We start from the raw sequence: 20,205 nt of genomic DNA on the forward strand, positions 1-20,205 counted from the left end.
GGTTCAGTCGAGGTGCGCGGCGGCGTAGACCGCCATCGCGTCGCGCACGACCCGGGCGTGCGCGACCCCGCCGAAGTTCACGGCGAATCGGGGATCGTCCACGTACAGGTCACCGAGCCCGCGGTAGGCCTCCGGAGAGGGCACCCGGCCCCACTGCTCGGCGATCCACGCGTGATGGATGCCGATGAGGTGCTGGAACTCCGTGGCATCCGGGCTCAGTCCGCGCTCCGCGGCCGCTCTCAGCGCCGCGATGACGTCGCGGCCGTGCGCGTCGTCGGCCCGGCGCTCTCCGGGGGTCATAGCTGCGCGGCGGGCGGCGCTGCGCTCCCACGCGTCGTCTCCCCATCGTTCGCGCACCTCGCCCTCCCAGCGCGCGTCGTCGACACCCGCGAGCACGTCGTCGATGTCCATGGTCTTTCCTTCCTCCAGGGCGGCGAGGGCGTTCCTCACCGCGGCGATGCGGCGCTCCATCGCGGAGCGCGCCTCTTCGAGCGCGGCGACATGCGCGCGCATGGTTTCCGTGAGCGACCGCTCGTCCGCCAGAGCCCGCGCGATGTCGGGCAACGGCAGATCGAGGGAGCGCAACGCGAGGATGCGGTACAGGCGCGCGATCTCGGTCTCGCCGTAGAACCGGTAGCCGTTCGCAGCGACGCGCGACGGGCGGAGCAGTCCGACGCTCTCGTAGTGGCGGAGCGTGCGACTGGTCACCCCGGCCGCGCGGGTGACCTCGGCGATGGGCCATTCGTTCATGGCATCCACTGTGTCGGTTGACGTCGCGGCAGAGTCAAGCCCGCGACGGAGACTCCCGACCGGCCCCTCGATGCGACACCATCGAGGGGTGAGGAACATCGCGCGGTCGACGATCCTGGTCCTGCTCTCCGCCGTGCTGCTGGCGGGCTGCGTTCCGGAACCTGCTCCGACGCCGACGGCGACCCCCGCGACGCAGACACCCACGCCCACGCCCACCCCGACACCGACGCCGGATCCGCTCGCCGGCCTCAGCCTCGAGGATAAGGTCGGGCAGATGTTCATGGTCGGCACGTCGGTGAACGGCGCCGATGCGACGACCGTCGCCGCGGTGCGCGACGACCACGTGGGCGGGATCTTCCTGCACGGACGATCGGATGCCGGGGTGCAGGCCACGGCCGAGCTCGTGGGCGGGTTCACCTCACTCGTCGCGGCCGGCGCCCCCGAGCTGTGGGTGTCGACCGACCAGGAGGGCGGTGACGTGCAGGTGCTCTCGGGCCCCGGGTTCGACGGCATCCCCTCGGCCCTCGAGCAGGGGCGGCAGGACGACCTGCGCACCAGCGCCGCGACGTGGGCCGCGCAACTCGCGCAGGCCGGGGTGAACATGAACCTCGCGCCCGTCGCCGACATCGTCACGAGCCCCGACACGGCGCGCGGCAATCCGCCGATCGGCCAGCTCGACCGCGAGTACGGCTACGACGACGCACGGGTGGCCTCCCAGGCCGGGGCGTTCGCCGCGGGCATGCGCGACGGCGGCATCCTGCCGACCTTCAAGCACTTCCCGGGGCTCGGACACGTGGGCGAGAACACCGACACGACCGCGGGAGTCACCGACGATTTCGTCACGGCCGACGGCCCCGATGTCGGTGTGTACTCCACGGTGCTGCCGCAGGGTCCGGCGGTGGTGATGCTGTCGACCGCCGTCTACGCCAAGATCGACCCGAACGCGCCCGCGGCGTTCTCGCCGACGGTGGTCGGGGTACTGCGCAACACGGTCGGGTTCGACGGCGTCGTCACCACCGACGATCTCTCCGCCGCCCGTCAGGTGCAGGCGTGGTCGCCCGCCGACCGCGCGACGCTCGCCGTGGACGCGGGCATCGACCTGCTGCTCGTCTCGGCCGACCCCTCGGTGTACCCCGAGATGCGGCAGGCGGTGCTGGCGCGCGCGCAGAGCGATCCCACGTTCGCCGCGAAGGTGGATGCCGCCGCCACCCGGGTGCTTGCGGCCAAGGCCGCGATGCCCTGACGGCGGCCCGCGCCGCCTCCCCCGCCCTTGCGACGCCTCGCCTGCACGTTGACTTCGGCCGCATGTACGCCGCGCGAGCGCGAAGGCGCGCATGTCGCCCGGCTCAACGGGAGAGACGCGGGGCGCGGAGGCGGCGACCGCGATAGGCTGGAAGGCTGTGTCCGTCGAACCCGTCATCGTCTACCCGCCCGAGCTGCCCGTCAGCGCCGCGCGGGACGAGATCGCGCGCGCCATCCGCGATCACCAGGTCGTGATCGTCGCCGGCGCGACCGGATCGGGCAAGACGACGCAGCTGCCGAAGATCTGCCTCGAGCTCGGGCGCACGTCGATCGCCCACACGCAGCCGCGCCGCATCGCCGCACGGACCATCGCCGAGCGCATCGCCGAAGAGCTCCAGGTCCCGCTCGGTTCCACTGTCGGTTACAAGGTGCGCTTCACCGACAAGGTGTCGGCCGACACCCGGGTGGCACTGGTCACCGATGGCATCCTGCTCAACGAGATCCACCGCGACCGGCTGCTCCGCCGCTACGACACGATCATCGTCGACGAGGCGCACGAGCGTTCGCTCAACATCGACTTCCTGCTGGGGTACCTGCGGCGGATCCTTCCCCAACGCCCCGACCTCAAGGTGATCGTCACGTCGGCGACGATCGACCCCGAGAGCTTCGCGCGCCACTTCGCCGCTCCGTCCGCCGAACCCGGCGGCGAGCCGGTGCCGGCGCCGGTCATCGAGGTGTCCGGCCGCACGTACCCGGTCGAGATCCGGTATCGGCCGCTCGATGGGGCGGACGATGCGGGCGAAGCTCCTGAGATTCCGGATGCCGCCGACCCCGACGACCCGACTTCCCGCGGCCCGGCTGCCCGGGCGCCGCAGAAAGTCAGGAGTTCGGCCCGGCCCGCCGGCAAGACCGCGCGTGACAGCGATGACGCCGACGAGGTGGGTGCCGTCGTCGCGGCGCTCCGCGAGCTCGACCGTGAGCCCGCGGGCGACGTGCTCGTCTTCTTCCCCGGCGAGGCCGAGATCCGCGACGCGGCGGATGCCATCCGCGGTGCGTATCAGAAGGATGCCTCCCCGACCGAGGTCCTGCCCCTGTACGGGCGTCTCTCCGCCGCCGAGCAGCACCGCGTATTCGAGCGCTCCACCGTCGCGGGCGTCCGCCGCCGCGTCATCCTCGCCACCAACGTCGCCGAGACGAGCCTCACCGTCCCCGGCATCCGGTACGTGGTCGACACCGGCACCGCGCGCATCTCGCGGTACAGCAACCGTTCGAAGATCCAGCGGCTGCCGATCGAGGCGGTGTCGCAGGCGTCGGCGCAGCAGCGCTCGGGCCGCGCCGGCCGCACGTCGCCGGGGATCGCGATCCGGCTGTACTCCGAGGACGACTTCACCCGCCGCCCGGAGTACACCGAGCCCGAGATCCTGCGGACGTCGCTGGCATCCGTCATCCTGCAGATGCTGTCGCTCGGGTTCGGCGACATCCAGGCATTCCCGTTCCTGACCCCGCCCGATTCCCGAGGCGTGAAGGCCGCGTTCGACCTGCTCGTCGAGCTCGGCGCCGTGAAACTCCCGGCGCCCGGGTCCCGCGCCGCCGACACCGATCGCGACGTCCGCGACGACGGCGACCCCTCGCGGCAGCGGCGCGGACGCGGCGACGAGCGCGGCCCGCGGCTCACCGCCATCGGCCGCGAGATCGCCCGGCTGCCGATCGACCCGCGCTTCGCGCGCATGCTGCTCGAGGCCCGCGACGCGGACGTGCTGCCCGAGGTCATGGCGATCGTCGCCGGGATGTCGATCCAGGACGTCCGCGAACGCCCCGAGGACCGCCGCGACGAAGCCGACCGCTTCCACGCGCGCTTCACCGACCCGACCAGCGACTTCCTGTCGCTGCTGAACCTGTGGGAGTACCTGCAGGAGAAGCAGGCCGAGCTCGGGTCGAGCGCGTTCCGGCGCCTGTGCCGCAGCGAGCACCTCAACTACGTCCGCGTACGCGAGTGGGTCGACGTCCATCGGCAGCTCTCGTCGCTGCTCGGCGCCGGTCGTGAGGGCCGCGGAGCGCGGAACCGTGTCCCAGAAGTCGCTGGTTCGGGTCGCTCGAAACCGCACCGTTCGGGACATGCCCCGTCAGAAGTGGGACGAGGGGACGCGCCCGAAGGGCACGCGCAGGGGGATGCCATCCACCGCGCGATCCTGTCAGGGCTTTTGTCGCACATCGGCATCCTCGATCCCCGCACGATCGCCCAGGCCAAGGACCGCAAGGCGCCCGGCGACGCGCGTCCGACGAAGGGCGAGTACATCGGCGCGCGCGGCGCGCGGTTCGCGATCTTCCCCGGCTCGGGGCTGAAGAAGCGGCGGCCCTCCGCGGTCATGGCGGCCGAGCTCGTCGAGACCTCGCGCTTGTTCGCCCGGACCGTCGCGGCGGTCGATCCGGCGTGGGCGGAGGACCTCGCCCCCGACCTCGTGAAGCGCTCGCTGAGCGAGCCGCACTGGTCGAAGGATGCCGGCTCCGCCGCCGCGTACGAGAAGGTCACGCTGTTCGGCGTCGAGCTGGTCGGACGTCGCCGCGTGCAGCTCGCGCGCTTCGATCGCCCGCTCGCGCGCGAGATGTTCGTGCGCCACGCGCTCGTCGAGGGCGAATGGGACCCGTCGGTGCTCGACAAGCGCCTCACCGCGTTCCTCCGCCGCAACCAGGAGCAGCGCCGCCTGCTCGAGAAGATCGAGGAGCGCGAACGCCGGCGCGACATCCTGGTCGGCGACGAAGCGGTGTTCGCGTTCTACAACGCGCGGATCCCCGCCGACGTCACGGACGTGCGCTCGTTCGAGACGTGGTGGAAGGATGCCTCGAACCGCACCCCGCACCTCCTCGATCTGCGCGAGTCCGACCTCACCGGCGATCGCGCGCAGGGCGACGACCGGGCCTTCCCCGCGCGCTGGCGCCAGGGCGACCAGACGCTGAACCTCGCCTACCGCTTCGAGCCGGGCGCCCCCGATGACGGCGTGACGGTGGTCGTTCCGCTGCCGCTTCTCGCGCAGCTGCGGCCGGACGGCTTCGACTGGCAGGTGCCGGGCATGCGCGACGAGCTGGTCACGGCCCTGCTGCGCGCGTTGCCGAAGACGATCCGCCGCAACGTCGTTCCCGCGGCCGACTGGGCCGAGAAGTTCAGCGCCGAGCTGGCGGAGAAGGGTCCGGAACACACGAACGGCCTGCCGAAGACCACGCTCGTCGACGCGCTCGCCGCGCTCGTCCAGCGCGTCGCGAACCAGCGCGTGAGCGCCGCGGACTTCGAGCTCGACCGCGTCCCGGGTCACCTCATGCCGTCGTTCCGCGCGGTCGACCCCCGCGGACGGGCTGTGGGCTCGGACCGCGACCTCGGAGCACTGCAACGCCGCCTCGCCGACCGGGCGCGTTCGAGCGTGGAGTCGACGATCGCGCGGCCCACAGCCCGGACGGCCGCGAAGGTCGCCGAGGCCTCCCCCGCGTTCGCGTCGCGCACGAAGCTCACGACCTGGGATGTGGACGAGCTCGCCGAGGTCGTCGACACCCCCGTCGCCGGCGGTGTCGTCCGCGGCTACCCCGCCCTCGTCGACGAGGGCGACAGCGTCGCCCTGCGCGTGGAGGCGACGCCCGAGGATGCCGCGCGGCACACCCGCGCCGGCATCCGGCGACTGCTTCTCCTCGCCGTCCCCTCCCCCGCGTCGTACGTGCTCGACCACCTCACCGCGAACGAGAAGCTCGCGCTCGCGGCATCCCCGTATCAGAACGCGAAGGCGCTGATCGAGGATGCGCGCGTGGCCCTGGCCGACGACGTCCTCAGGCGGGAGAGCCCGACCGGTGTCGTGCGCACGAAGGCGGAGTTCGAGCGCGTGCGCGATGCGTTCTCGGCCGCCTCGGTCGAGCAGACCTTCCGCGCGGTGTCGCTCGTCGCGAGGATCCTGCTGGCGCAGCGCGAGGTCGAGCGGGCCATGAAGGATGCCGCGTCGATCACGCTCCTCGGCGCCCTCAACGACGTGCGCGGACAGCTGAAGGGTCTGATCTTCCCCGGGTTCGTCTCCCGGACGGGGCTCGCGCGCCTCGCGCACCTGCCGCGGTATCTGGCGGGCGCGCTCGAGCGGGTGAAGACGCTGTCCGACAACCCCGGCCGCGATCGCCAGCGCATGACCGAGTACGAGCGCGGGGCCGCCGGTTTCGTCGAGGCCGGAGGCACGATGCCGCTTCCCGCGGAGGCGCCGGCGAACCTCGTGCAGACCCGGTGGTTGCTGGAGGAGTTCCGCGTGAGCCTGTTCGCTCAGCGTCTCGGCACCGCCGAGCCGGTCTCCCCCCAGCGCCTCGCGAAGGCGCTGAAGGGCGCGTGAGTCGCCAGGATTTGTCGCCCGGACGCGACCGGAAGCGACAAATTCTGGCGACTCACGCGGGGGGGCTAGACCCCCAGGGCGCCGCCCCAGGTGCGCAGCAGCGCCTCGAGGTCGGCGCGCTGCGCGGGGGTCAGACCCTCGAGCAGGCGCTGCTCGTTACGGACATGGGCGGCGAACGCCTCGTCGATGACGCGCACCCCCGCGGGTGTGAGGCCGACGATGCGTCCGCGTCCGTCGTCCTCGCTCCCCTGACGGACGACGAGACCGGATGCCACGAGCCGGTCGACGCGTTTGGTCACGGCACCGGTGGTCACCATCGTGGTGCGCGCGAGCTCTCCCGCCGCGCAGGCGTAGGGCTCGCCGCGGCGCCGCAGGGCGGCGAGGATGTCGAACTCCCCCTCGCCGAGCCCGTGCTCGCGGTAGACGCGCAGGAGTTCCTCGCGGAGCCTGTCGGCGAGCCGGTGGAGGCGGCCGATCACCTGGAGGGGCGAGACGTCGAGATCGGGCCGCTCGTCGCGCCACTGCTCGGCGATCCGGTCCACACGGTCGATGTCGTTCACCGTCCCCACTTTACCTTCCTCGGAAGCTATTGTGTCTTCCATGGAAACTACTTGGCGTGCCGTCGCGATCACCGCGGTCGCCCCGATCGCCTGGGGCGCGACGTACGTCGTCACGCGACACCTCCTCCCCGCGGACGCACCGCTGTGGGGCGCCGCGCTGCGCGCACTGCCGGCGGGACTGCTGCTCTTGCTCCTCGCCCGACGGATGCCGCGCGGCGCCTGGTGGTGGAAGGCACCGGTGCTGGGCGCGCTCAACTTCGGCGGCTTCTTCGTGCTCGTCTACGTCGCCGCGCAGCTCCTGCCCTCCTCGGTCGCGGCGTCCATCATGGCGCTCGCGCCGCTGGCGCTCGCCGGGCTCGCGTGGCCGCTCCTGCGGCAACGTCCGACGACCCGGTGGGCGCTCGGATCCGTCCTCGGCATCGCCGGAGTGGTGCTCATCGTCGGGCTCGGCACCGAGGGTGTCGCACCCGCCGGGGTGGTGGCATCCGCGATCGCCCTGCTGTCGTCGTCGCTCGGCGCGATCCTCACGACCCGGTGGCGTGACGACACCCCGCTCCTCGCGACGACATCGTGGCAACTCACCGCGGGCGGGATCGCGCTCGTCGTCGTCGCCGCGGTGGTCGAGGGCGCACCGCCGAGAGTGGATGCCACGGGCGTCGCCGCATACACCGGGATCGCCGTCGTGGCCACGGCGCTCGCCTTCGTGTGCTGGTTCACGGGTCTGCGCCTGCTGCCCGCGGGGACCGTCGGACTGATCGGCCTGCTCAACCCGGTGACCGGAGTGGTGCTCGGCGTGCTCGTCGGCGGCGAGTCGCTCGGCATCGGCCAGATCATCGGCATCCTCGCGGTGCTCGCCGCCATCGCCGTCGCGCGCCCGCCCCGCCGCATGACGCGTGAGTCGCCAGGATGTGTCGCCACCCGCCGTGCGCGGGCGACACATCCTGGCGACTCACGCACCGGATGAACGGCTCACGTCGTGCGCAGCGTCACCGAACCCAGGGTCGCCTGCACGTCGATGCGGGGCGTCGCGGTGGGCGAGGTCTTCAGGCTGCTGTCGACCGACCCGGGTCCGTCGCTGGACACGCGGTAGGTGTCGTCGGGGAGGCCGATGTCGGCGGAGCCCGCCGTCACCTCGATGCTCGTCCGCGCCGGCGCCGCACCGGTGAGGTCGGCGACCAGGTCGCCTCCGGTGACCTCGAAGGTCGCGGCGTCCACGCCCTCGACGTCGGCCGTCGCCGATCCGCCCGACACCGAGATGCTCAGTGCGCTCGCGCTCCCGGTCACCGTCGCCCCGCCGCCGGCCACCTGCACGTCGACGTCGCCGTAGTCCCCGGCGAGATCGAGGCTGCCCCCGGCGACCTCGACCCGGAGATCGAGGTTCGTGCGCTCGAGGTCCTGCGGGAGGGTCAGGGTCGCCTGTGCCCCGTTGCCCCAGTCGCTGAAGGACCGGCGCGGCGTCGCGACCTTGAGGGTGTCGCCGTCCTGCTCGAGGGTCCACCCGCCGATGCCGCTCCCGTCGAGCTGAGCCTCCGAGACGTCGGCGAACACGACGGTCAGCGCGCCGCCGCTGACCTCGATGTCGAGGTCGCGCACGCCGTCGACGGCGCTCTGCTGCAGCGGGGCGGTCGCGTCGCTGCTGCGCAGCTCTCGGGCGGCCGTGAAGCCGGTGCTGAGCAGGGTGCCGACGATGACGAATCCGCCGATGACGATCGTGCCGATCGCGACCGCCAGGGAGCCCGGGGAGCGTCGCGGCGGGGTGGGCACCGGGGCCGGGGCCGGCTCGAGCGGGGTCTGGAGGGTCATGAGGATGCTCCGGTGGTGTCGTGGCCCAGGTGGACCAGGGCGGCGATGACGCGACGGTTGCCCGTCTCGTCCTGCTCGAGGCCGAGCTTGGTGAAGATCGCGGTGATGTGCTTCTCGACGCTCGCGGGCGACACGAACAGCGCCTGGGCGATCGCCTGGTTCGACCGCCCCTCGGCGATCAGGGCGAGCACGGCGCGCTCGCGTTCGGTGAGAGCCTGGAGCCGGTCGTCGCGTCGACGACGGGCCAGCAGCTGGCCGACGACCTCGGGGTCGAGGACCGTGGCCCCGCCGGCGATGCGGGCGACGGCGTCGAGGAAGTCGCGGACGTCGGCGACCCGATCCTTCAGGAGGTAGCCGAGCGACCCCTGGCCGTCCGCGATCAGGTCGCTGGCGTACTGCTCCTCGACGTACTGGGACAGGACGAGGACGGCGAGCCCGGGATGCCGCGACCGCAGACCGATGGCGGCGCGGATTCCCTCGTCGGTCCAGGTCGGCGGGAGCCGGACGTCCAGCACGCACAGGTCGGGCGTCGTGTCGGTGACAGCGGCCTCGAGACCCGACGCGTCGGGGAGGGCGGCGACGACCTCGTGGCCGTCGTCGGCGAGGAGGCGCACGAGCCCCTCGCGCAGCAGGACGGAGTCCTCGCAGATCAGGATGCGCACGGAACCGTCACCTCCACCGACGTCGGACCGCCCTGCGGGCTGTCGATGCGGGCCGTTCCCCCGGCCGCGGTGACGCGGTTGACGATGCCGTCGAGTCCGCCGCCGGGCACGACGCGCGCCCCGCCGAGACCGTCGTCCTCGACGCGGGCCCACAGCGAACCGTCGTCGCGCACCCGCACGTCGACCCGGCAGTTCCCGGCCCGGGAGTGCTTCGCGGCGTTGGTGAGCGCCTCCGCGATCGAGAAGTACACGGCGGCCTCCGCGGGGCGACTGCACCGACGCGGCAGGCGCACGTCCAGGGTCACGGGGATGTGGGATCGGGACGCGAGCGCCGAGAGGGCGGCATCCAGTCCTCGATCCTCCAGGACGGACGCGTGGATGCCACGGGCCAACTGCCGGAGTTCGGTGATCGCCGACTTCGTCGAGGCGTGCGCCTCGGCGACGAGCGCCTTGGCGGCTTCGGGGTCGTCGTCGATCTTGGTCTGGGCGAGCCCCAACGTCATCCCGATGGAGACGAGCCGCGGCTGGACGCCGTCGTGGAGGTCGCGCTCGATGCGCGTGCGCTCGACCTCGGCGGCGCGGACCGCGCCCGCACGGCGGGTGTCGGAGGTGCGCGCCTGCTCCTCCAGCAGCGCCTCGCGGGACGGCACGAGGATCGCCCGCGCGAGCACACCGTGCAGCAGGCCCAGCCCGATCACCGCGCCCGTGGCGACGAGCACGGTGAGGGCGCCGATGAGCGGGGCACCCGCCCCCTCGAGGGGCAACAGACCGAAGAGCGCCGTGTGCGCCCACCCGAAGATCGGACTGAACACGAGCGCGAGCCCCCACGCGGCCGACCCGACGAGGAAGAGCGCGACGAGTCCGAGCAGGGTCGACACCGTGAAGGACGCGATCGCCCGCCACTGGCGCAGGTCGATCGCCTGCAGCCAGATCGTGTGCAGCACGCCGACGAACCCGGTCTTCGGGCTGCGCCTCGGGCGGAGGGCCGGCAGGTCGAAGCCGTAGAGCCCGTCGAGGCGGGCCTGCTCGAACCATGCCACGCCGAACAGCGCGTACACGAGACCGGCGAGCAGGACGACGCCGATGAGGAGGGCGAACAGGAGTCCGACGCCCGCGCCCAGGAGGCCGAAGAGTCCGCCGAAGACGACGGGGCCGATGGCGCCGAGCGCGGCCAGCTGGGCGATCGCGCCGGCGACCTGGCCGGGCGACGAGATGCGCACCGACCTCCGCGGCAGCGCACCCGGGGGTGCGGGCAACGTCGGCGGCGAGGGAGGGAGGACGGATGCCGTGGTCATGGGTTCCACGGTAGGACGCCGCTGCTCCGGGGTCAGCAGGGGCAGCCCGCCTCCTCGTTCGGGTTATCCCGAAAGGTCTTCGGCGCTCAGCCAGCCGCTCTCGAGGAACACCGACTCCACGGCATCCCGTTCGACGGTCGTCGGGGGCGGACCGGCACTCGGCGTCGGCTCTTCTCCGTCGAGCGCGGCGACGACGGCGTCGGCGACCGGGTCGGCCCCCGCGCGGGTGTCGACGAAGACCGTCGCCGCGACGACCCCGTCCCGCAGCGCCCGGACGGTGAGCGCATCGCCACCGGAGGTGACCACCACGGGCGGCGGGGGCGGTACCGCCTCCGGATCCGCGGATGCCGTGGGGCTCGGCGACGCGGTGGCGTCGGGGTCGGGTGTGGTGAGGGCGGTCACGACGCCCCGGCCGACGGCGTCGCCGAGCGCGAGGATCGCGTCGGGCGTCTCACTGCCGGGGGTGCCGTACAGGGCGCGGACCCGTTCCTCGCCCGCGATCTCGACGTCACCGGGCAGGTCGGCCACCGCGGCGGACTCGAGGTCGGCGCCCGCGATGATCCGCACGGGTCCTGCGGCGAGGACCTCCGTCGCGGCGGCGTGGGCCGCGGCCGCCTCGGGATCGTCGGCGACGCCGGCGACGATCGCGACGGTCGCGGGGTCGTCTCGTGTCGCATCTTCGTCGCGCGCGAGCGCCTCCAGGAGCGCCGTCGCCTGCGCGCGCCCGGTCGCCGCGGGATCGCACGCCTCGACGGCCCCACCCTCGTCGAGCGCGCGACCCGCCGTGACCAACGGGGCACCGGCGCCGTCCGCGGCCGCTCGCGCCCCGTCGAGAGCGTCGGCCGACAGCGGCACGAGGACGACCGCCTCCTCCCCCTTCGTCACCATGTTCTGCACCTGGGAGATCTGGGTGCGGGCGTCGCCGGCGGCGTACTGCAGATCGACGCGGTACCCCCGCGCCCGCAGCTCGTCGCGAAGCGCCTCGCCCAGCCGCTCGACGGCGAGGTCGTCGACCGTGGGCAGCGCGACGCCCACCACGCCCGCGCCGTCGTTCGTCGCCGTCTCGGTCCGCGTGCTCGAGGTGCAGCCGGCCAGGGCCAGCGCCACCACGGCGAGCACCAGGAGAGCGCGGCGAAGGGGATGGCGGGAAGTCACCCGTTCCATCCTGCCCCAGGAACGACGGACGGGAAGCGGGCGGATCAGCCGGCCGTCGCCCGGTCCACGGCGGTCGCCGGAAGCACGAGATCGAGTCGGAACCCGTCGCGTTCCCGAGCCGCTCGGACGGACCCGCCGTGCGCCACGGCGATTCCGCGCACGATCGCGAGCCCCAGCCCCGCGCCAGGCGTCGCGCCGCGGGCGGGGTCGCTCGAACGCGCGGCATCCGCGCGCCAGCCGGTCTCGAAGAGACGGCCCAGGTCTTCCTCCGCCACCCCCTCGCCGGCATCCCGCACGCTCAGAACGAGGTGGCCGTCGTCGGCCACGGTCGCCGACACCGTCACGACGCTCCCCTCCGGTGCGTGACGGACACCGTTGCTGAGCACGTTGGAGATCGCACGGGTGAGTTCTCGCGGATCGGCCCGGAGCTGGCATCCCTCGATGCCGTCATGGGTGATGCGCACCCCGCGTGCGGCCGCGTCCGCGCTGACGTCGATGACCGCGTCGGACACGAGGTCCAACAGCGACACCGTCTGCGGATGAAGGGCGAGAGTCCCCCCGTCGATCTTGGACAGTTCGAACAGGTCGTCCACCATGCGGTCGACCGTGTCGACCTTGGTCCGGATGAGCGTGACGTACTCGCCCGGATCCGGCGCCATCCCGTCCTCGAGCGCCTCGGCCAGCGCCCGGATGCCGGACAGCGGCGTCCGCAGATCGTGCGAGATCCACGCGAAGAACTGTCGCCGCGCCGACTCCAGCCGCTCCACCTCCGCCCGCGCCGCGGACAGCTTCTCGGCGGTGTCGGCGAGTTCGATCGCGACCCGGTCGAACTCCTGCCAGCCCGAGGCGAGCGGTGCCACGACACCCCCCGCCGCGATCTGCCGGGCCGACGACACCAGTCCGGCCGTCGCCTGGCGCACCGTGCGATGCAGCACGAACCAGGCGGAGGCCGTGCTCACCACGGCCGAGACCCCGACGATCCAGATCACCACGATCAGCTCGTGCGAGCCGAGGAACATCTCCCCGGCGGCGGCGACGGTGGAGACGACGACCGCGGCGACCGCGGCGACGAGCACGATGGTGAGCTTCACGAGGATCGGTGCCCCGCGCGTCACGCGCAGCAGCACGACACCACCGCCGATCACGATGAGCGTGCACACGAGGGTCGTCGTCACGATGAGCACCAGGTCGTCAGTCGACAGCACGGACATCTCCCTCGGGAACGAAACGGTACCCCGCGCCCCACACGGTGCGCAGGTATCGGGGGAAGCGGGGATCGGGCTCGATCTTCTCGCGAAGGCGTCGCACGTGGACCGTCACCGTCGCCGCGTCGCCGAACGTCCACCCCCACACCTCGCGCAGGAGGTCGTCGCGGGTGACCGCCTCCCCGGCCCTGCGGGCGAAGTGGACCAGCAGGTCGTACTCGCGTGCGGTGAGCACGACTTCGCGGCCGTCGCTCCACACGCGCCGTCGGACCGGGTCGACCCGGAACGGACCCGTCGTGAAGACGGCACTGGAGTCCGACGGAAGCCGCCGTCGCAGCAGCGCCCGCACCCGCAACTGCAGCTCGCGCATCGCGAACGGCTTGGTGAGGTAGTCGTCGGCGCCCGTCTCGAGCCCCTCGATGCGCTCCTCGACCGACCCCCGCGCGGTGAGCATGAGGACGGGGATGTCCGACCGCGCCCGGACGAGCGCGCACAGCTCGTCGCCGGAGACCCCGGGAAGCATGCGATCCACGACGAGGACGTCGGGCAGCCCCGTGCGCAGGGCCTCGGCCGCCGCGGCGCCGTCGGTGTGGACGACGACGTCGTAGTCGTCGGCGCGCAGATATTGGGCGACGACCGCGGCGACGGTGGTGTCGTCTTCGACGAGGACGACGCGGGGCCTACCGGACATGGGATCACCGTACGCGCCGCATTCCCCCGTCCGCACCGTGCGCGGCATTCCTTACGGAAGCGAAAGAACCGCTCTGCGGCGACGGACGACGTGATTGCGTCGTGGCACCCCGGGCGATCCCCGCCCGCTCGACCGAAGGACACTCCTCATGCGCCGCACCCCCACCCTCCTCGCCGTCCCCGTACTCGCCCTCGGCCTCGCCCTCGCCGGCTGCTCCTCCGCGGGGAGCGCGACACCCGCCGACACGACGACGTCGAGCTCCGCGGTGACGTCCGATGCCATGGCATCCACGGTGCTCCAGGGCACCTTCGCCGGGGAGGGTGGGAAGGCGGTGTCGGGCACCGTCACCATCACCGGCGACACCGTCACCCTCGCGGGCTTCGCCACCGAGGAAGGCCCCGATCTGCACTTCTATCTCGCCAACGGCACCGACGAGCAGGCCGTGAGCGCCGGGGTGCGCATCGCGGCCGTGTCCACCGAAGCCGCGCAGACGTTCACTCTGCCCGCCGGTGTCTCGGCCGACGACTACACCGACCTCGTCGTGCACTGCGACAAGGCGAAGGCCGTCTTCGGTGCGGCCGCGCTGACGCGATGACCCGCCGCGCGCCGCGGAGCGTCGGGGCGGTGGTCGCCACGGTGGCACGCGTGGTGCTCGGCGCGCTGTGGCTGTGGGAAGGCACGACGAAAGTCCGTGCCGGATTCGGAGCGGCGGACATCGGCCTCGTCGCGGCCGCCGCGGGGCCGAACTCCCGCGTCCCCGGCTACTTCGCCCTGTTCGCCGGCGACGTCCTGGGACCTCTCGCGGGTCTGTTCGGTGTGGTCATCCCCCTGCTGGAGTTGGCGCTCGGCGCCGCTCTGGTGGCGGGGGTGCTCACCCTGCCGGCTGCGACGGCGTCCCTGGCGACCCTCCTGCTGTACTGGTCGTCCGATCAGCTCATCACGGAGTACCCCGTGATGGCCGCGCTGTCAGCGATCGTGCTCATCTGGCCCGGGGCCGCGCGCCGCTTCGGACTCACCGCGCTGCTGCGCCGAGGGCGGATGAGCGCGACATCGCGCTGGATATGACGAACGGGCCCCCTCGCCGATGGTGAGGGGGCCCGTTCGTCAGACGTGGATCAACCGCGGGTGCGGTTCTTGTTCCACACGTCGAAGGCGACGGCCAGAAGCAGCACGAGGCCCTTGATGAACTGCTGCACGTCGGTCGAGATGCCCATGAGCGACATGCCGTTGTTCAGCACACCCATGACCAGACCACCGGCGATGGCACCGACCACGCGGCCGACGCCACCCTGGACGGCGGCGCCACCGATGAAGGAGGCGGCGATGGCATCCAGTTCGAACAGGTTTCCGGCGCCCGGACCCGCCGAGTTCAGGCGGCCGGTGAACACGATGCCGGCGAGGGCCGCGAGCACGCCCATGTTCACGAACAGCAGGAAGTCGACGCGGCGGGTGTTGATGCCCGACAGCTTCGCGGCCGTGCGGTTGCCACCGATCGCGTAGATGTGGCGGCCGAAGACGCTACGACTCATGACCGTCGAGTACCCGATGATGAGGATCGCCAGCACGACGAGCACGATCGGCGTGCCGCGCGAACCGGGGGCCACACCCAGGAGGTAGGTCAGGTAGGCGATGAGCGCGCCGCCGCCGATGACCTTGACCAGGAACGCCGCCATCGGCTCGTTCTGCAGTTCCAGGGCGGCGCGCTTGGCCCGCTGCCGCACCTGCGAGAAGACGAAGAGGACGAGGGTCAGCGCGCCGAGGGCGACGGTGATCCACTCCGCGGGCGAGGTGGCCGCGGGGAACAGATCCGGGAAGAGGTAGCCGCCGCCGAGCTGACGGTACTCGGTGGGGAACGGCGTGATCTGGGTGTTGCCGAGCGTCATCTGCGTGAGGCCGCGGAACAGCAGCATGCCGGCCAGGGTCACGATGAACGCCGGGATGCCGACGTACGCCACCCAGAAGCCCTGCCACATCCCGACCACCGCGCCGAGCACGAGCGAGAGCAGGATGCCGAGCCACCAGGGCAGACCCCACTGGACGATCAGGACGCCCGAGACCGCGCCGACGAAGGCGGCGACCGAACCGACCGACAGGTCGATGTGGCCGGCGATGATGATCATCACCATGCCGATCGCGAGGATCAGGATGTAGCTGTTCTGGACGATGATGTTCGACACGTTGCCCGCGGTGAGCAGGCGCCCGCCGGTGAGGGCCTGGAACAGCAGCACGATCACGATCAGCGCGATGAAGATGCCGATCTCGCGCAGACGCGAGGTGAAGAACTGCACGAGGCCGGCGGCTCCCCCGGCACCACCGCCGACGGGGCCCTTCGGCGTCGCCGGACCGGTCTCGGTCGCAGTGTTGTTAAGCGCTGACATGGTCGGCTTCCTTCTCCTTCGTCATGAGCACCATGAGGGCCTCGGGTGTGGCCTCCTCGATGGGCAGCTGGCCGGTGATGTGGCCTTCGCTGAGGGTGTAGATGCGGTCGCAGATGCCGAGCAGCTCGGGAAGCTCCGACGAGATCACGAGCACCCCCTTGCCCTGGGCCGCGAGGGAATTGATGATCGTGTAGATCTCGTACTTGGCGCCCACGTCGATGCCGCGGGTCGGCTCGTCGAGGATCAGCACCTCCGGGTCGGAGTACAGCCACTGCGACAGCACGACCTTCTGCTGGTTGCCGCCCGAGAGCTTCCCGACCACGACGTCGACCGTCGGGGCCTTGATGTTCATCGACTTGCGGTACCGGTTGGCCACGAGGTACTCCTCGTCGCCGTCGACCCACCCGTTCTTGGCGAGCTTGCGCATGCCGGCCAGGGAGATGTTCCGCTTGATCGTGTCGATCAGGTTGAGCCCGGCGCCCTTGCGGTCCTCGGTGACGTACGCGAGGCCGCTGCGGATCGCGGCGGGCACCGTGGAGGTGTCGGCCTTCTGGCCGCGGATGTAGACCTCGCCCGAGATGCGCGAGCCGAAGCTCTTGCCGAAGACGCTCATCGCCAGCTCGGTGCGCCCGGCTCCCATGAGCCCGGCGATACCGACGACCTCGCCGGCGCGCACGGTCAGGTTCGCCTCGTGGATGACGACGCGGCTGGCATCCGTGGGGTGATGCACGGTCCAGTCGGCGATGCGCAGGACCTCGTCGCCGATCTCGACGTCGCGGTCGGGGTAACGGTTCTCGAGCTCGCGACCGACCATCCCGCGGATGATGCGGTCCTCGCTCGTCCCGCCCGTGGCGACGTCGAGCGTCTCGATCGTGCGACCGTCGCGGATGATCGTGACCTCGTCGGCGATCGCGCGGATCTCGTTGAGCTTGTGGCTGATGATGATGCACGTGATGTTCTGGCCGCGGAGGTGCCGGATCAGATCGAGCAGGTGCTCGGAGTCGTCGTCGTTCAGGGCGGCGGTCGGTTCGTCGAGGATGAGGAGCTTGACGTCCTTCGAGAGCGCCTTGGCGATCTCCACGAGCTGCTGCTTGCCGACGCCGATCTCGTTCACGGGCACGTCGGGGCTGTCGCCCAGACCCACGCGAGCGAGGAGTTTGGCGGCCTCCTTGTTCGTGGCATCCCAGTCGATGAGTCCGCGATGGGTGATCTCGTTGCCGAGGAAGATGTTCTCCGCGATCGAGAGGTAGGGGCTGAGTGCCAGCTCCTGGTGGATGATGACGATCCCGGCCGCTTCGCTGTCGCGGATGTCCTTGAATTCCACGGTCTTGCCGTCGAAGACGATCTCGCCGCGATAGTCGCCCGCGGGGTAGACACCGCTGAGCACCTTCATGAGGGTGGACTTCCCCGCGCCGTTCTCGCCGCAGATGGCGTGCACGGTTCCGCGCTCGACGGTCAGTGACACGTCCGCCAGGGCGATGACGCCGGGGAATTCCTTGGTGATCGAGCGCATCTCGAGGATGGTGCTCACGAGGTCCTCCTTGCAGGACCGGCTCGCAGGCCGGTGGGGATGTGGGAACAGGGGCCTCCGCCGCGACCCGGTGAGGGGGTCGCGGCGGAGGCGGGGCGGGAGGGCCGAAGCCCTCCCGCGGGGATCACTTCAGGTCGTCGGCGGTGTAGTAGCCGCTGTCGACGAGGACCTTCTCGTAGTTGTCCTTCGTGACGATCGTCGACTCGAGCAGGTACGAGGGAACGACCTTCTCGCCGTTGTCGTACGTCTCGGTGTCGTTGACCTGGGGCTCGGTGCCCTTGCGGATGTCGTCGACCATGGTCACGGCCTGCTTGGCGAGCTCGCGCGTGTCCTTGAAGATCGTCGAGTACTGCTCACCCGCGATGATCGACTTGATCGAGCCGACCTCGGCGTCCTGACCGGTGATGACGGGCAGGGCGTCGGCGGAGTAGCCGCCCGAGGTGAGGGCCGAGATGATGCCGATGGACAGACCGTCGTACGGCGAGAGCACACCCTGGAGCTTCGTGCCGCCGATGACGGTGAGGATGTTCTCCATGCGCTTCTGCGCCGTCTCGGGCAGCCAGCGCAGGATCGCGGCCTGGCCGAACTCGGTCTGGCCGGACGGGACGACGAGCGTGCCCTTGTCCAGGTACGGCTGGAGGGTGTCGATGGCGCCCTTCCAGAAGAACGTCGCGTTGTTGTCGTCGGGGCTTCCGGCGAACAGCTCGACGTTGAACGGACCGGCAGCGCCCGTGTCCTTGCCCGAGGCGTCGAGGACGCCGAGGCCCGTGAGGAGCGACGTGGCCTGCTGGACGCCGACCTTGTAGTTGTCGAACGTCGTGTAGTAGTCGACGTTCTTGGTGCCGTTGATGAGGCGGTCGTACGCGATGACCGGGATCTTCGCGTCGGCGGCCTGCTGCAGCACGTCGGTGAGGGTGGTGCCGTCGATGGAGGCGATGATCAGGGCCTTGGCGCCCGAGGTGATCATGTTCTCGATCTGCGAGACCTGGGTGGGGATGTCGTCGTTGGCGTACTGCAGGTCGACCTGGTAGCCGAGCTCCTCGAGCTGCGACTTGACGTTGTTGCCGTCGGCGATCCACCGCTCCGACTGCTGGGTGGGCATCGCGACACCGATGATGCCGCCCGCCTCCTGGGCGTCGCCGCCGCCGCTGCCGGTGCGGTCGCCCGCGCAGCCCGCGAGGCCGATGCCGAGCGCGAGGACGCCCGCTCCCGCGACCGCCTTGAGCATGCTGTGCTTCTTCACTCTGGTTCCCTTCGTTGGGTTGGATGTCACGGTCTCTCCGCACGGAGCCCACCGCTTCAGCGCGGACGGCACGCCGACACGCGTCCGACGGGGCGAAACGAGGCCGGTCGGCGGCGCGCGGCTACGCGTCGTTCGAAACGTCTTCGTCTCGACGGAGTCGCTCCGCAGCGAGTCCCGTCGGCGTGGTGTGGCGGTCATGTGACCGTTCACATTGTGTGTGTGATGCTACCCCGCGCATCTCGCCCGCTGTCAAGTCCCCCTGCGTTCGGCGACCAGCCGTTGCCAAACCGTGACGTGTCAGCGGCTGGGCGGCGCGGTCGACGAGCGCACGATGAGCCGCAGGTGATCGGGCTCCGGCATCGCCTGGTCGTCATGAGAGACGCCCAGGTCAGTGAGCAGATCCCAGACGGCGCGCTGCCCGATGCCGGCGAAGTCCTGGCGTACGGTCGTCAGCGGCGGCCACAGGTGCGCCGCCTCCGGGACGTCGTCGAATCCGACCACCGACACGTCCTCGGGGACGGACCTGCCGATCGCGCGGACGGCGTGCATGAACCCCAGCGCCATGTGGTCGTTGCCGGCGAAGACCGCCGTGGCATCCTCGGTGCGCAGGAGCTCGAGCCCGGCCTCGTATCCGAACTGGGCGGTCCAGTCCCCCAGCACCGGCGGCCGCGGCGCGAGGTCCTGCGCGTCCATCTCGGCGAGGTAGCCGCGCATGCGATGGTCGGCCTCGATCCAGTCGCGGGGCCCGGCGATGTGCAGGATGCGGGTGTGCCCGAGGTCGACGAGATGGCGCACGGCCGCGCGGGCCCCGGCGATCTGATCGTTGAAGGTCGCGGTCGGGGTGGACGGCCCCGTGGACGAGACGATCCGCACCGGGACGGGGAGCTGCATCTCGTCCAGGATGGGAACGACGCGCGTCTGGGGCGCGACGGCGATGAGACCCTCGATCGACTGCTGCATGAGGTGATCGATCGAGGCGCGGACGTCGTCGGGTGCGCTCGTGCCGAGGTTCGTGACCGTCAGCCGGTACCCGGCCCGCCGTGCCGCCGACTCCACGGCCAGCACCATCGCCGACGTGCCGTGCGTCGTGGCGCGCGGCCCCAGCACACCGATGAGGCGCGTCCGGCTGGTCGCGAGCGCCCGCGCGGCCTGGTTGGGAACGAACTTCAGCTCGGCGATCGCCTCGCGGACGCGGGCCGCCGTCTCGGGACGCAGCTGCGGACTGTTGTTGATCACGCGCGAGACGGTCTGGTACGACACTCCGGCGAGCCGGGCCACGTCGCGGATGCTCGGCGCCCTGGCCGCGGCATCCGGGATGTCGGTCTCGCTCATCGATCT

General features: G+C 71.4%; 17 protein-coding genes. 5 read left to right on the forward strand and 12 right to left on the reverse strand.

The features are described 5' to 3' along the window. Positions 1-3: 3 nt before the first annotated feature. On the reverse strand, positions 4-750 hold the full coding sequence (locus CSIV_RS13605) for a MerR family transcriptional regulator (protein ID WP_077051909.1): 747 nt from the start codon (positions 748-750) through the stop codon (positions 4-6). A 70-nt stretch (positions 751-820) separates the two neighbouring features. On the opposite strand from CSIV_RS13605, the gene CSIV_RS13610 reads away from it, so the two are divergent. Next, positions 821-1,993, forward strand: a complete 1,173-nt coding sequence (locus CSIV_RS13610) for a glycoside hydrolase family 3 N-terminal domain-containing protein (protein WP_077051910.1) — start codon at positions 821-823, stop codon at positions 1,991-1,993. A 157-nt stretch (positions 1,994-2,150) separates the two neighbouring features. Further along, positions 2,151-6,344, forward strand: a complete 4,194-nt coding sequence (locus CSIV_RS13615) for a DUF3418 domain-containing protein (protein ID WP_077051911.1) — start codon at positions 2,151-2,153, stop codon at positions 6,342-6,344. Positions 6,345-6,409: 65 nt separating this feature from the next. Here CSIV_RS13615 and CSIV_RS13620 read toward each other — a convergent pair whose 3' ends face one another. Continuing rightward, complete coding sequence (locus tag CSIV_RS13620) at positions 6,410-6,904, reverse strand: MarR family winged helix-turn-helix transcriptional regulator (RefSeq protein WP_238592384.1); 495 nt, start codon at positions 6,902-6,904, stop codon at positions 6,410-6,412. Between the two features lie 40 nt (positions 6,905-6,944). Between CSIV_RS13620 and CSIV_RS13625 the strand changes: the two genes are divergently transcribed. Beyond that, positions 6,945-7,868, forward strand: a complete 924-nt coding sequence (locus CSIV_RS13625; protein WP_077051913.1) for a DMT family transporter — start codon at positions 6,945-6,947, stop codon at positions 7,866-7,868. Between the two features lie 5 nt (positions 7,869-7,873). On the opposite strand, the gene CSIV_RS13630 is transcribed toward CSIV_RS13625, so the two are convergent. The 6 genes from CSIV_RS13630 to CSIV_RS13655 form a co-directional block, all read right to left on the reverse strand. Further along, complete coding sequence (locus CSIV_RS13630) at positions 7,874-8,707, reverse strand: hypothetical protein (protein ID WP_077051914.1); 834 nt, start codon at positions 8,705-8,707, stop codon at positions 7,874-7,876. Next, positions 8,704-9,369 carry a LuxR C-terminal-related transcriptional regulator gene (locus CSIV_RS13635; RefSeq protein WP_077051915.1) on the reverse strand — a complete coding sequence of 222 codons (666 nt, stop codon included), beginning with the start codon at positions 9,367-9,369 and terminating at the stop codon, positions 8,704-8,706. Before CSIV_RS13635 ends, CSIV_RS13630 begins: the two co-directional genes overlap by 4 nt. Further along, entirely contained in the window at positions 9,357-10,664 is a 1,308-nt protein-coding gene (locus CSIV_RS13640) for a sensor histidine kinase (RefSeq protein WP_083735139.1), read from the reverse strand. Before CSIV_RS13640 ends, CSIV_RS13635 begins: the two co-directional genes overlap by 13 nt. A gap of 63 nt (positions 10,665-10,727) precedes the next feature. Beyond that, positions 10,728-11,819 carry a substrate-binding domain-containing protein gene (locus CSIV_RS13645; protein WP_077051916.1) on the reverse strand — a complete coding sequence of 364 codons (1,092 nt, stop codon included), beginning with the start codon at positions 11,817-11,819 and terminating at the stop codon, positions 10,728-10,730. 44 nt (positions 11,820-11,863) lie between these two features. After that, complete coding sequence (locus CSIV_RS13650; RefSeq protein ID WP_175627618.1) at positions 11,864-13,030, reverse strand: sensor histidine kinase; 1,167 nt, start codon at positions 13,028-13,030, stop codon at positions 11,864-11,866. Further along, positions 13,011-13,715: a response regulator transcription factor gene (locus tag CSIV_RS13655; RefSeq protein WP_077051917.1), complete on the reverse strand. Its 705-nt coding sequence runs from the start codon at positions 13,713-13,715 to the stop codon at positions 13,011-13,013. The genes CSIV_RS13650 and CSIV_RS13655 overlap by 20 nt, the downstream gene beginning before the upstream one ends. 148 nt (positions 13,716-13,863) lie before the next feature. Here CSIV_RS13655 and CSIV_RS13660 point away from each other — a divergent pair, with 148 nt between their 5' ends. Then, positions 13,864-14,310, forward strand: a complete 447-nt coding sequence (locus tag CSIV_RS13660; protein WP_077051918.1) for a DM13 domain-containing protein — start codon at positions 13,864-13,866, stop codon at positions 14,308-14,310. Continuing rightward, positions 14,307-14,780, forward strand: coding sequence for a hypothetical protein (locus CSIV_RS13665; RefSeq protein ID WP_077051919.1), 474 nt, complete (start codon positions 14,307-14,309; stop codon positions 14,778-14,780). The genes CSIV_RS13660 and CSIV_RS13665 overlap by 4 nt, the downstream gene beginning before the upstream one ends. A 50-nt stretch (positions 14,781-14,830) precedes the next feature. Here CSIV_RS13665 and mmsB read toward each other — a convergent pair whose 3' ends face one another. From mmsB to CSIV_RS13685, 4 genes are all read right to left on the reverse strand, one after another. Next, positions 14,831-16,093 (reverse strand): multiple monosaccharide ABC transporter permease, encoded by a 1,263-nt coding sequence (gene mmsB / locus CSIV_RS13670; protein ID WP_237488627.1) that lies wholly within the window; start codon positions 16,091-16,093, stop codon positions 14,831-14,833. Beyond that, positions 16,080-17,606 (reverse strand): multiple monosaccharide ABC transporter ATP-binding protein, encoded by a 1,527-nt coding sequence (mmsA, locus tag CSIV_RS13675; protein ID WP_077052672.1) that lies wholly within the window; start codon positions 17,604-17,606, stop codon positions 16,080-16,082. The genes mmsB and mmsA overlap by 14 nt, the downstream gene beginning before the upstream one ends. A gap of 142 nt (positions 17,607-17,748) precedes the next feature. Further along, positions 17,749-18,852 carry a multiple monosaccharide ABC transporter substrate-binding protein gene (gene chvE / locus CSIV_RS13680; RefSeq protein WP_077052674.1) on the reverse strand — a complete coding sequence of 368 codons (1,104 nt, stop codon included), beginning with the start codon at positions 18,850-18,852 and terminating at the stop codon, positions 17,749-17,751. Positions 18,853-19,164: 312 nt separating this feature from the next. After that, positions 19,165-20,199: a LacI family DNA-binding transcriptional regulator gene (locus CSIV_RS13685; RefSeq protein WP_077051920.1), complete on the reverse strand. Its 1,035-nt coding sequence runs from the start codon at positions 20,197-20,199 to the stop codon at positions 19,165-19,167. Between the last annotated feature and the right edge of the window lie 6 nt (positions 20,200-20,205).

The sequence above is a fragment of the Microbacterium sp. CSI-V genome (assembly GCF_001984105.1).
Taxonomy (GTDB): domain Bacteria; phylum Actinomycetota; class Actinomycetes; order Actinomycetales; family Microbacteriaceae; genus Microbacterium.

What these genes read in the sequence shown, in the direction of transcription:
- CSIV_RS13605 (WP_077051909.1), bottom strand. Translation starts at nt 750, where the DNA reads ATGAACGAATGGCCCATCGCCGAGGTCACCCGCGCGGCCGGGGTGACC.
- CSIV_RS13610 (WP_077051910.1), top strand. Translation starts at nt 821, where the DNA reads ATGCGACACCATCGAGGGGTGAGGAACATCGCGCGGTCGACGATCCTG.
- CSIV_RS13625 (WP_077051913.1), top strand. Translation starts at nt 6,945, where the DNA reads ATGGAAACTACTTGGCGTGCCGTCGCGATCACCGCGGTCGCCCCGATC.
- CSIV_RS13630 (WP_077051914.1), bottom strand. Translation starts at nt 8,707, where the DNA reads ATGACCCTCCAGACCCCGCTCGAGCCGGCCCCGGCCCCGGTGCCCACC.
- CSIV_RS13640 (WP_083735139.1), bottom strand. Translation starts at nt 10,664, where the DNA reads ATGACCACGGCATCCGTCCTCCCTCCCTCGCCGCCGACGTTGCCCGCA.
- CSIV_RS13650 (WP_175627618.1), bottom strand. Translation starts at nt 13,030, where the DNA reads ATGTCCGTGCTGTCGACTGACGACCTGGTGCTCATCGTGACGACGACC.
- CSIV_RS13655 (WP_077051917.1), bottom strand. Translation starts at nt 13,715, where the DNA reads ATGTCCGGTAGGCCCCGCGTCGTCCTCGTCGAAGACGACACCACCGTC.
- CSIV_RS13660 (WP_077051918.1), top strand. Translation starts at nt 13,864, where the DNA reads ATGCGCCGCACCCCCACCCTCCTCGCCGTCCCCGTACTCGCCCTCGGC.
- CSIV_RS13665 (WP_077051919.1), top strand. Translation starts at nt 14,307, where the DNA reads ATGACCCGCCGCGCGCCGCGGAGCGTCGGGGCGGTGGTCGCCACGGTG.
- mmsB (WP_237488627.1), bottom strand. Translation starts at nt 16,093, where the DNA reads ATGTCAGCGCTTAACAACACTGCGACCGAGACCGGTCCGGCGACGCCG.
- mmsA (WP_077052672.1), bottom strand. Translation starts at nt 17,606, where the DNA reads ATGCGCTCGATCACCAAGGAATTCCCCGGCGTCATCGCCCTGGCGGAC.
- chvE (WP_077052674.1), bottom strand. Translation starts at nt 18,852, where the DNA reads ATGCTCAAGGCGGTCGCGGGAGCGGGCGTCCTCGCGCTCGGCATCGGC.
- CSIV_RS13685 (WP_077051920.1), bottom strand. Translation starts at nt 20,199, where the DNA reads ATGAGCGAGACCGACATCCCGGATGCCGCGGCCAGGGCGCCGAGCATC.